Origin of the sequence: Acinetobacter sp. YH12134, from assembly GCF_013418555.1 — a bacterium.
GTDB classification, from domain to species: Bacteria; Pseudomonadota; Gammaproteobacteria; order Pseudomonadales; family Moraxellaceae; genus Acinetobacter; species Acinetobacter indicus.
This window is the reverse complement of record NZ_VPBT01000030.1, coordinates 19,715-30,375: the sequence shown is the minus strand read 5'-3', so window position 1 is coordinate 30,375 and position 10,661 is coordinate 19,715. Positions and strand designations below refer to the sequence as shown.

Genomic DNA, 10,661 nt, shown 5'->3' with positions numbered 1-10,661 from the left:
CAGGCTGGATCTATACCGCCTTTATTATTGATGTGTTCTCACGAGCAATTGTTGGATGGAAAGTATCGACACGGATGAATACAGATATGGTGCTTGGTGCATTGGAGCAAGCATTGCACGATCGAGGTATGCCAAAGAATGTGATTCATCATTCCGATAGAGGTGTTCAATATCTTTCTATTCGCTATACCAATCGTTTAGAAGCTGCAAATTTACGAGCATCAGTTGGTACAACTGGTGATTCATATGATAATGCTCTGGCTGAAACGGTGAATGGCTTATACAAAACAGAAGTGATTGAATTTTAAAAGCAGATTAGCAAGGTTTAGCAGATGTACAACTTGCGACACTAAACTGGGTAGATTGGTTCAATAAAGAGCGTGTACATAGTGCATTGGGTTATGTATCGCCTTTTGATTTTGAAGCAATGTACTATGATAAGATTAACCCGTTAGGTCAGGTGGCCTAACTTAAATAAAAAGTCTCCGACAAACCCGGTACGGTTCAACGCCCTATGAACGATTAAAAGAAAAATTATGTTAATATCTTGGTGTCAGTGGAAGTACTGGTATTCACATGTCCCCTTGTCCGTTATAGGTCATTCGTCTTATGCCGCCTCCCTGATGCTCGCGTCACGGAGGCGATTTTATTAAACGCTAATGGGACAGTAGCGGTTTTGAAAGTGCCTGGAAATTATTGTACTTCTGGCGGGAAACCATCTTCATTCAGCGCCGCCACCAGCTGATCTACGCTGGCACTGCTGTCAACGGTCACGATTTTACTGTCCAGATCAATGTCAACTTTGGCATTCGGGTCCACATCCTGAATGGTGGCTGTTACACCGCGGGCACAGCCGCCGCAAGTCATATTGGCAATATACAGTTTCATTAAGATGCTCCATGAGTCATGTGAAGATGCTTTCAGTTTAAAGCTTGTCATGATGGGAAGGTCAAGCCAAATTTTTATGCGCAGAGACTTGACCTTCCCATGATGTCAATCTGTATGCTGTAAGAAAGTCTGGGTATTGGCCGAGGTAGGGCATGAGCATCTCCAATTCATCTGCTGTTTTTCGTGAAACATTGTCTATTCAGGGCATGACCTGTGCTTCATGTGTAGGCCGGGTGGAAAAAGCCTTAAAAAAAGTAGATGGGGTCGAGCAGGCCAATGTTAATCTGGCCACCGAACAGGCCGTGGTCGAATCTTCTGTACCACTTGATCGGGCTGCTTTGGTCAAAGCCATCGAGCGCGCCGGTTATGATGTGGTCGTCGCGGCACCAATCGAATTGTCGATTGATGGCATGACTTGTGCCTCCTGCGTGGCGCGGGTAGAAAAAGCCCTGAAAAAAGTGCCGGGGGTGCAACAAGCCAATGTCAATCTGGCCACTGAACAGGCTTGGGTCGAAGCCGATACTACGGTCAGTGCCGATAAACTGATTCAGGCCATCCGTAAGGCTGGTTATGATGCCCAGCTACAGACCACGACCACCACTGAACAGGCGGATCAGAAAGCCAGCGAGCAGCAGCAACTAAAACGTGATCTGTTAATTTCCCTGGTGCTGGCCATTCCGGTATTTGTGCTGGAAATGGGCTCGCATTTAATTCCGGCTTTTCATATGTGGGTCATGCATCAGATCGGGCAGATGTCGAGCTGGTTGCTACAGTTCGTGTTAACCACGCTGGTATTGCTGTTTCCGGGCCGGCGTTTTTATCAAAAAGGCATTCCGGCCTTGCTGCGTTTTGCGCCAGATATGAACTCGCTGGTGGCGGTTGGAACGCTGGCCGCGTACAGCTTTTCGGTGGTGGCGACTTTTATGCCACAGCTGTTACCGGAAGGCACGGTCAATGTCTATTTTGAAGCTGCCGCGGTGATTGTCAGCCTGATTCTGCTGGGTCGCTACTTTGAAGCCAAAGCCAAAGGTCGTACTTCGCAGGCAATTCAGCACCTGATCGGCATGCAGCCAAAAACCGCCCGCATTGTACGTAATGGCCAAAGTGTAGAAGTCCCGCTGGCTGAAGTCAGCTCGGGTATGCAGGTTGATATCCGCCCGGGAGAGCGGATTCCGGTGGATGGGGAAGTGCTGGACGGCCGCAGTTATGTCGATGAATCGATGATTAGCGGAGAGCCGCTGCCAGTAGAAAAAATGGCAGGCAGCGCCGTGGTGGGCGGCACCATCAACCAGAATGGCAGCCTGAGCATCCGCGCAACTGCGGTGGGGGCAGATTCGGTGCTGGCGCAAATTATCCGCATGGTCGAGCAGGCGCAAGGCTCCAAACTGCCCATTCAGGCGCTGGTCGATAAAGTCACCATGTGGTTTGTGCCAGCCGTAATGCTAATGGCTGTGCTGACCTTTCTGGTCTGGCTGATTTTTGGTCCTGAACCGGCGCTGACCTTTGGTCTGGTCAATGCTGTAGCGGTGCTGATTATTGCCTGTCCATGTGCTATGGGGCTGGCCACTCCAACCTCGATTATGGTCGGCACTGGACGTGGGGCAGAAATGGGCATTCTGTTCCGTAAAGGCGAAGCCTTGCAGCTGTTACAGGAAGCGCAGGTGGTGGCGGTAGATAAAACCGGCACCTTAACCGAAGGCAAGCCGCAACTGACCGATTTTCATGTACAGGCCGGTTTTGAGCAGACGCAATTATTAAGCTGGGTGGCGGCGGTAGAAGCCAAGTCGGAGCATCCGATTGCCTTTGCTATTGTCGAAGCCGCGCAGCAACAAGGCTTATCTTTACCAGCTGTGAGCGATTTTGATTCGATTGTCGGGTCCGGCGTGAAAGGGCAGGTCAATGGTCAATGGCTGCATATCGGGGCCGACCGTTATATGCATCAGCTGGGTTTAAGTACCACAGCCTTTGATCAGGTTGCGGTACGTTTGGGGCAGGAGGGAAAAACACCACTGTATGTGGCGGTAGAGGATCAACTGGCGGCCATCATTGCCGTGGCCGATCCAATCAAAGACAGCACCTTTGCCGCGATTGAAGCCTTGCATCAGTTGGGCGTAAAAGTGGCAATGATCACCGGCGATAACCGGCATACCGCCGAAGCGATTGCCCGGCAGCTAAAAATTGATACTGTGGTTGCCGAAGTTCTGCCGGAAGGCAAAGTCGATAGCGTACGTGAATTGCAGCAGCAATATGGCCGTCTGGCCTTTGTCGGCGATGGGATTAATGATGCCCCGGCGCTGGCACAGGCCGATGTCGGGCTGGCCATTGGCACCGGTACCGATGTAGCCATTGAAGCCGCCGATGTGGTGCTGATGTCCGGCAGTTTAAAAGGCATTCCCAATGCGATTGCTTTAAGTCAGGCCACTATCCGCAATATCCGCCAGAACCTGTTTTGGGCCTTTGTTTATAACGTGGCCTTAATTCCGATTGCCGCCGGCGTGCTGTATCCGCTGTGGGGCATTTTACTGTCGCCGATGTTTGCTGCAGGCGCAATGGCACTGTCATCCGTGTTTGTGCTGGGCAATGCTTTACGCCTGAAGCGCTTTGCCGCGCCGCTGCAATAGCCGTTGGCGTCAGGACATTTTCGGTTTAAGATCGGAGGCAGGTCTTAAACCGCCGTATTTAGCGAGAAGCATGTGAATATTGGTCAAGCCGCAAAGCAGTCGGGCATCTCTGCCAAAATGATCCGTTATTATGAAAGTATCGGCCTGCTCACGGCTGCCCAGCGCAGTGCTGCCGGTTATCGGGTCTATTCCGAGCAGGATTTAAAAACCCTGAATTTTATTCGTCATGCCCGCGAGCTGGGCTTTTCTACCGAGCAAATGAAAGAACTGATTTCGCTGTGGAAAAATAGCGGCCGCCAGAGTGCAGAAGTGAAAGCGCTGACCTTAAAACATATTGATGAGCTGAACCAGAAAATCCAGCGTTTACAGGACATGGTCAATTTGTTGCAGCAATCTGCGCAGCATTGTCAGGGCAATCACAGCGCGGAATGTGCCATTCTGGACCAGATTGAAAAAGGCGGATAAGCCAGTAAGCAGCAGGAATCGAATTGCAGGAGGATGAATCAATGCAGATTCATCCTCCTTTTTTATGCTTTATTTACGGATTTGAATGGCAAACTGAATCACATGCGACTTCCCCTGATGCAGCTGTCCTTCATGACGTTCCACTTCACCGACAAAGAAATGCAGCAGATGATCTTGCTGGAAGATCTCTAGAAAATCACGTGGATCATACAGCATGTCAGGATTGCCCGTGCCACCGGTGGCATAGGCCAGTTGTGCTTTGGAATAGACCTCGCCAATGAACCAGCCACCGGATTTCAGGCTATGACGCACGCCGTGCAGTAATTTCTGCTGGGTCGGCTGATTGACATGACCAAACACGCAAATCGCATGCTGAAACTGGTTTTCCGGCCATTCTACCTGACTTAAATCCACCGCGGCGGTGTCCAAGGTCAGCTGTTTGGCCTGGGCATGTTTTTGGGCTTTTTCAAGCGCAACAGTCGAATAATCCCAGAGTAGTCCGGCAAACGGCAGTTGCTGTTCACGGGCGCGCTCGGCCAGATAAATCAGGTTACGGCCTTCACCTTCAGCAATGCCCAGCGTAGCGCCAGAAATCGCTAACTGCTGGGCCATCTGCTGAATAAAAACGTTGGCCGCTTCGCCATATAAATGATCGGTGCTGTGGTAGCGTTCATCCCATGGATTGCTAAAGCGAGGTGTCATATGCAGGCCCTTCATTGGTTAAAAATAAACGGGGGAGAAGATTAAGACTGGACTTGACTATAACATATTATAAAAACATATATTGTTTTATTCGGCTTCGGCAAGTTGTATTTGGGTGAAGCCTGATGGGCCGGCTTTGCTGCGGTTAATATTCAGTGTATTTACTGCAATAGCGCTTCATCCGCAGGGCCTTCAGGCGTTATCATGGACAGATCAAAGCATTGGATTGCCTTATGAAAATTATTGCCGATGAAAATCTGGCCTTTTCCGATTATTTTTTTGCCGAGTTTGGTGAAATCTCCCATCGTCCGGGCCGGACCTTAACTGCGCAGGACCTGCACGATACCGAAGCCTTACTGGTGCGCTCGGTAACCAAGGTCAATGCCGAACTGATCCAGCACAGCAAGCTGCGTTTTGTGGGCAGTGCCACCATTGGTACCGATCATCTGGATATTGCCGCGCTGGAACAGCAGCAGATTCGCTGGTCCAATGCCGCCGGCTGTAATGCACAGGCGGTTGCCGAATATGTGATTACCGCCTTACTGCATGTGCGTCCAGCCTTACTGGAAGCAGGCCAGCAGTTCTGTCTGGGCATTATCGGACTGGGCAATGTCGGTTCGCGTCTGGCGGTAATGGCGGAACTGCTGGGCTGGAAAGTAGTGGCTTATGATCCTTTGGTGCAACGTGAAAGTGTGCAGCAACTGGCATTGGCAGACGTATTGGCTCAGGCCGATGCCATTTCGATTCATGTGCCGCTGACCAAAACCGGTCCGTATCCGACCTATCATCTGTTCAATGCCGAAACCCTGGCCCAGATGAAGCCGGATGCAATTTTAATTAACTCAGCGCGTGGTCCGGTGGTGGCAGAGCAGGCATTAATGACCGATATCCAGCAGACCGGGCGTGCGGTGGTGCTGGATGTATTTGAGCATGAACCGGAAATTTCTGCCGAATTATTACATCTGGTCACGTTGGTAACGCCGCATATTGCCGGTTACAGTCTGGAAGGCAAAGCCCGCGGCACACAAATGATTTATGCCGCTTTTTGTGAAGTCTTTGGGCAAGTGGCACATAAACGCTTTGAAAACCAGTTGCCGCCGTGCAGCGATTATTTTAGTGGTCAGCCGTTAAAAGCCGCACTGCAACAGCATCTGCCACAGATGTATGATATTGCCGCCGATGACGCCAAATTACGTGCCTGCTTAAAAGACGGCAAGGTCGATCAGCAGGCCTTTGACCATTTACGCAAGACTTATCCGCTGCGCCGTGAATGGGCTGCGCATGGAGGGCCAGCCGCATGAGCCTGAACTATCAGCCGACCTGTAGTCTTGAGGCTATGCTCGCCCGCGCCAAGATGTACGCCCAGATTCGCCAGTTTTTTGCTGAGCGCGAAGTGCTGGAAGTGGAAACGCCTATTTTGTCGCAGGCCGGTGTCACCGATGTACATTTAAGCTCGGTACAGGCCAAGCGTCATGTATTGGGCCAGCAGCAGACGCATTATCTGCAAACTTCGCCTGAATTTGCCATGAAACGCCTGCTGGCCAGTGGCAGTGGCCCGATTTACCAGATCTGCAAGGTGTTTCGTGATGATGAGCATGGCCGCAAACACAATAGCGAATTTACCATGCTGGAATGGTATCGCCCGGGTTTTAGCCTGAAAGAGCTGATGTTTGAAGTCACCGATTTACTCAATCTGACCTTGGCACAGCGTTTTGGTGAAGTACGTCCAACGGTACTGAGTTATAAACATGCTTTTATGGATCGGCTGGATCTGAATCCGCTGCAAGCGACATTGCAGGAACTGAAAGCCTGCTGTCAGCGTGTCGGGCTAAGCCTCGATTTAGGTGATGATCGTCTGGGCTATATCGACCTGTTGTTCTCGCATATGGTTGAGCCTAGTCTGGGCTTTGATACGCCGGTATTCCTGACTGATTTCCCGCCGGAACTGGCCTCACTGGCCAAAACTCGTGTCGATGAAGATGGCGAACTGGTTGCCGCCCGTTTTGAGCTGTACATTGAAGGGCTGGAACTGGCCAATGCCTATGATGAACTGGCTGAGGCCGAGGTGCTCCGTGGCCGTTTTGAAGCCGACAATCAGGAGCGGGAAAAACTGGGCTTGCATGTGATGCCACTTGATGAATATCTGCTCAGTGCCTTGCCTCAGATGCCGCCATGTTCAGGTATTGCGCTGGGTATTGACCGTTTATTGATGATTGCCACCCAGCAGATGCGTTTGGAACAGGTGATTAGCTTTCCGGCCGAACGGTCTTAAGGCAGGTTTATCTAGATTAGCACAGGGGATGGTTCATCCCTGATCAACAAAAATACCCGTGCACGACACGGGTATTTTTAATTTTATGACTCAATTTTAGCTTGCGGCAGTATATTCTGCTTTCAGCACTTCAATGGCTTTAATACGGCGCTGAATCAGCATTTCACCAATATCCGGACCTTTAATCTCAGGTGGTAAATCCTGCGCTTTAATGCCGCGTACTACCTGCATGGCTTTTAGCACATAATCGGCCTGCGGATAGTCCCGATCTTCCATGCCTAAACGGCCACGCGAATCACATTCACAGGCCTGGACAAAGGCTTCTACCCGTTCCGGACGACGCAACACATCCAGACGTTGTAACAGACGCCATAAGGTGCCCGGTTTTAAGGTCAGGGCCTGATGGCATTTTAAATGTTCCTTACACACCGCCAGTGCCAGCTGTTTGGTATAGGTCGGCACTTTCAGGCGGTCACACAGGTCAGTAACCGGCTGAATACCACGTTCTTCATGCATGATATGACGCGGTAATTCATCGGCCGGGGTCAGGGCTTTGCCCAAGTCATGTACCAGCACGGCAAAACGAACATCCAGACTGTAATTCTGGCGGCAGGCCTGTTGCAGGGACATTAAGGTATGCACGCCGCAGTCAATTTCCGGGTGATATTCCGGGCGCTGCGGAATCCCAAACAGGGCATCAATTTCCGGGAACAAGACTTTTAAGGCACCGCAGCGACGCAGCACTTCAAAGTATTCATCGGCATGATCTTCCTGTAGGGCACGTGCAGTTTCTTTCCAGACCCGTTCCGGGGTTAAGGTATCCAGCTCGCCAGATGCTGCCAGCGTGCGCATCAGGGTCAGGGTGTCATCGGCCACACGAAAGCCCAGTGCTTTATAACGCGCAGCAAAACGGGCAATTCTGAGTACACGTAAAGGATCTTCAACAAAGGCATCGGAAACATGACGCAGCACTTTTTGCGCCAGATCCTGCTGTCCACCATAAGGGTCATAGACCTGACCGTTTTCATCCATGGCCATGGCATTAATGGTCAGGTCACGACGGATTAAATCTTCTTCCAGCGTGACATTGGGTGCAGTATAAAACTCGAAACCATGATAGCCCTGGCCGGCTTTACGTTCGGTACGGGCCAGTGCATATTCTTCTTTTGATTCAGGATGTAAAAACACAGGGAAATCTTTGCCCACGGGCTGATAGCCTTGGGCCAGAAGCTGTTCGGGTGTTGCCCCGACAACAACATAATCTTTTTCGTGATAGGGGTGCCCCAGCAAATGATCTCGCACCGCACCGCCTACTAAATAAACTTGCATGAAAAAACCTCTATTCTTGAGGTCATCATGCAACAGAATAGAGGTTTTCTCAAGTCAGAATGCCGAGCTTTTCACTCGGCATTCAGTTTTTATAGCGCGTCTTGTTCCGCTTGCTGAATTTCTGCCACGGTTAACGCAGTCATATTCACCACACGACGGGTAGTCGCTGTTGGCGTTAAAATATGTACCGGTTTCGCTGCGCCCAGCAAGATTGGACCAATGGTCACGTTGCTGCCTGAAGTCGATTTCAACAGGTTAAACGAAATATTGGCTGCATCCAGGTTCGGCATAATCAGCAGGTTAGCTGAACCTTTGAAACGTGAGTTCGGGAATGCGAAATGGCGAATATTTTCGTCCAGTGCCGCATCACCATGCATTTCACCTTCCACTTCAAGTTCTGGTGCAATCTCAGACAGAATATCAAACACTTTACGCATTTTTTGCGCGCTGGCATCGTTCTGGTCTGAACCAAAGCTTGAATGCGACAGCAGGGCAATACGTGGTGTTACACCAAAACGGCGTACTTCTTCAGCGGCCAGAATGGTCATTTCAGCCAGCTGTTCAGCTGTCGGATTACGGTTGATGTAAGTGTCGGCAATAAACAGGTTACGATCTTCCAGCATCAGCGCATTCAGAGTGAAGAAAGTATTGTGACCTTCTTTCAGACCAATAATATTGCTGACGAAGTCTAAGTGAATGTCGTAGCTTGAATAAGTACCACATAACATACCGTCAGCCAGACCGTGTTTCACCAGCATTGCGGCAATTAGAGTCGAACGGCGACGTGCTTCACGCTGCGCATATTCAGGCGTTACACCTTTACGCTGCATGATGCTGTAGTAATCATCAGCGAATTTTTCGTAATCCGGGTTTTTCTCCTGATCAACAATAGTGATATTCACACCATGTTCCAGACGTAAGCCCAGTTTCTTGATATTCGCTTCAATAACCGCGGTACGACCCACCAGAATCGGTTGTGCCAGACCTTCGTCCACTGCAATTTGTACTGCACGTAAAACGCGTAAGTCTTCGCCTTCTGCATAGGCAATGCGTTTCGGATCGGTTTTCGCCTGCGCAAAAATTGGTTTCATCATAAACGCAGAGTTATATACAAACTCTGACAGACGTTGATGATAAGCCGAGAAGTCCTGAATTGGACGTGTTGCCACGCCTGAATCCATCGCTGCTTTGGCAACCGCTGGAGCAATTTCAAGAATCAGACGCTGATCAAGCGGACGTGGAATTAAATAGTCACGACCAAATGAAGCAGATTTCTCACCATAGGATGCCGCATCTGCTTCTACGTGCGCCATACGTGCAATCGCGTGTACGCAGGCAATTTTCATTTCTTCGTTAATGGTGGTTGCACCGACATCTAGCGCACCACGGAAGATGTACGGGAAGCACAGCGCGTTATTCACCTGGTTCGGATAGTCAGAACGTCCAGTTGCCATAATCACATCATCACGTACTTCGTGGGCATGTTCAGGCAGAATTTCCGGGTCCGGGTTAGCCAGAGCGAAGATGATTGGATTAGCCGCCATCTGCTTGACCATTTCTTTGGTCAGAATACCGGCAGCAGAGAGACCGAGGAACATATCGGCACCGGCAATTACATCGGCCAGTTGGGTTGCTTCAATATCCTGTACGTAGCGTTTTTTCGACTCGTCCAGACCTTCACGTTTGGTGGTCAATAGACCGCGTGAGTCCGCCACAATAATATTTTCTTTTTTCGCACCCAGGGCACAAAGCAGGTCCAGGCACGACAGGGCAGCAGCACCGGCACCTGAAGCCACAATCTTGATTTCGGCAATGTTTTTGCCGTTCAGTTGTAGCGCATTCAGCAGCGCAGAACCGACGATAATTGACGTACCATGCTGGTCATCATGGAACACCGGAATGTTCATGCGTTCACGCAGTTTTTGCTCAATGTAGAAGCATTCTGGTGCCTTGATGTCTTCAAGGTTAATCCCGCCAAAGGTTGGTTCGAGTGCAGCAACGATATCAACGATTTTGTCTGGATCATTTTCAGCGATTTCGATGTCAAATACATCGACGCCGGCGAATTTCTTGAACAGAACGCCTTTACCTTCCATAACCGGTTTAGACGCTAAAGGACCGATGTTCCCTAAACCTAGTACAGCGGTACCGTTACTCACCACGGCAACCAGGTTGCCACGTGCTGTATACAGTGCTGCAGTAGAAGGATCTCGTTCAATCTCTAAACATGGTGCCGCGACACCAGGTGAGTATGCAAGCGCTAAGTCACGTTGGTTGACCAGCTGCTTACTTGGGGTAACGCTGATTTTACCTGGAGTAGGAAATTCGTGATAATACAAAGCCTGCTGTTTTAATGATTGATCGTCCATCTGAATCTCGTATGT

At 50.1% G+C, this 10,661-nt stretch carries 8 protein-coding genes and 1 pseudogene; 5 read left to right on the top strand and 4 right to left on the bottom strand.

Annotated features, from left to right (window positions below):
• Nucleotides 1-469 (top strand): annotated as a pseudogene (locus tag FTU69_RS13505) (IS3 family transposase); the annotation flags it as partial.
• A 224-nt stretch (nucleotides 470-693) separates the two neighbouring features.
• On the opposite strand, the gene FTU69_RS13500 reads toward FTU69_RS13505, so the two are convergent.
• Entirely contained in the window at nucleotides 694-888 is a 195-nt protein-coding gene (locus FTU69_RS13500; protein WP_127799610.1) for a heavy-metal-associated domain-containing protein, read from the bottom strand.
• 152 nt (nucleotides 889-1,040) lie between these two features.
• Between FTU69_RS13500 and FTU69_RS13495 the strand changes: the two genes are divergently transcribed.
• Together FTU69_RS13495 and cueR are read left to right on the top strand one after the other, a co-directional pair.
• Nucleotides 1,041-3,509: a heavy metal translocating P-type ATPase gene (locus tag FTU69_RS13495; protein ID WP_180104041.1), complete on the top strand. Its 2,469-nt coding sequence runs from the start codon at nucleotides 1,041-1,043 to the stop codon at nucleotides 3,507-3,509.
• Between the two features lie 72 nt (nucleotides 3,510-3,581).
• Nucleotides 3,582-3,974 carry a Cu(I)-responsive transcriptional regulator gene (gene cueR, locus FTU69_RS13490; protein ID WP_005179173.1) on the top strand — a complete coding sequence of 131 codons (393 nt, stop codon included), beginning with the start codon at nucleotides 3,582-3,584 and terminating at the stop codon, nucleotides 3,972-3,974.
• Between the two features lie 69 nt (nucleotides 3,975-4,043).
• Here the strand turns inward: cueR and FTU69_RS13485 are convergent, their stop codons facing one another.
• Entirely contained in the window at nucleotides 4,044-4,676 is a 633-nt protein-coding gene (locus FTU69_RS13485) for a class I SAM-dependent methyltransferase (protein ID WP_180104040.1), read from the bottom strand.
• A gap of 233 nt (nucleotides 4,677-4,909) precedes the next feature.
• On the opposite strand from FTU69_RS13485, the gene FTU69_RS13480 reads away from it, so the two are divergent.
• Together FTU69_RS13480 and epmA are read left to right on the top strand one after the other, a co-directional pair.
• Complete coding sequence (locus tag FTU69_RS13480; protein WP_180104039.1) at nucleotides 4,910-5,977, top strand: 4-phosphoerythronate dehydrogenase; 1,068 nt, start codon at nucleotides 4,910-4,912, stop codon at nucleotides 5,975-5,977.
• On the top strand, nucleotides 5,974-6,948 hold the full coding sequence (gene epmA / locus FTU69_RS13475; RefSeq protein WP_180104038.1) for an EF-P lysine aminoacylase EpmA: 975 nt from the start codon (nucleotides 5,974-5,976) through the stop codon (nucleotides 6,946-6,948). The genes FTU69_RS13480 and epmA overlap by 4 nt, the downstream gene beginning before the upstream one ends.
• Nucleotides 6,949-7,044: 96 nt before the next feature.
• Here epmA and FTU69_RS13470 read toward each other — a convergent pair whose 3' ends face one another.
• The gene (locus FTU69_RS13470) at nucleotides 7,045-8,277 is read right to left on the bottom strand and encodes a multifunctional CCA addition/repair protein (RefSeq protein WP_104988381.1); all 1,233 of its coding nucleotides are present in this window, start codon (nucleotides 8,275-8,277) and stop codon (nucleotides 7,045-7,047) included.
• An 89-nt stretch (nucleotides 8,278-8,366) separates the two neighbouring features.
• A complete protein-coding gene (locus FTU69_RS13465) occupies nucleotides 8,367-10,646 on the bottom strand; it encodes an NADP-dependent malic enzyme (protein WP_005179160.1) in 2,280 nt (759 codons plus the stop codon).
• Nucleotides 10,647-10,661 lie beyond the last annotated feature (15 nt).

Excerpts from the sequence above, each read along its gene's own strand:
- FTU69_RS13500 (WP_127799610.1), bottom strand. The coding sequence starts at position 888 with ATGAAACTGTATATTGCCAATATGACTTGCGGCGGCTGTGCCCGCGGT.
- FTU69_RS13495 (WP_180104041.1), top strand. The coding sequence starts at position 1,041 with ATGAGCATCTCCAATTCATCTGCTGTTTTTCGTGAAACATTGTCTATT.
- FTU69_RS13485 (WP_180104040.1), bottom strand. The coding sequence starts at position 4,676 with ATGACACCTCGCTTTAGCAATCCATGGGATGAACGCTACCACAGCACC.
- FTU69_RS13480 (WP_180104039.1), top strand. The coding sequence starts at position 4,910 with ATGAAAATTATTGCCGATGAAAATCTGGCCTTTTCCGATTATTTTTTT.
- epmA (WP_180104038.1), top strand. The coding sequence starts at position 5,974 with ATGAGCCTGAACTATCAGCCGACCTGTAGTCTTGAGGCTATGCTCGCC.
- FTU69_RS13470 (WP_104988381.1), bottom strand. The coding sequence starts at position 8,277 with ATGCAAGTTTATTTAGTAGGCGGTGCGGTGCGAGATCATTTGCTGGGG.
- FTU69_RS13465 (WP_005179160.1), bottom strand. The coding sequence starts at position 10,646 with ATGGACGATCAATCATTAAAACAGCAGGCTTTGTATTATCACGAATTT.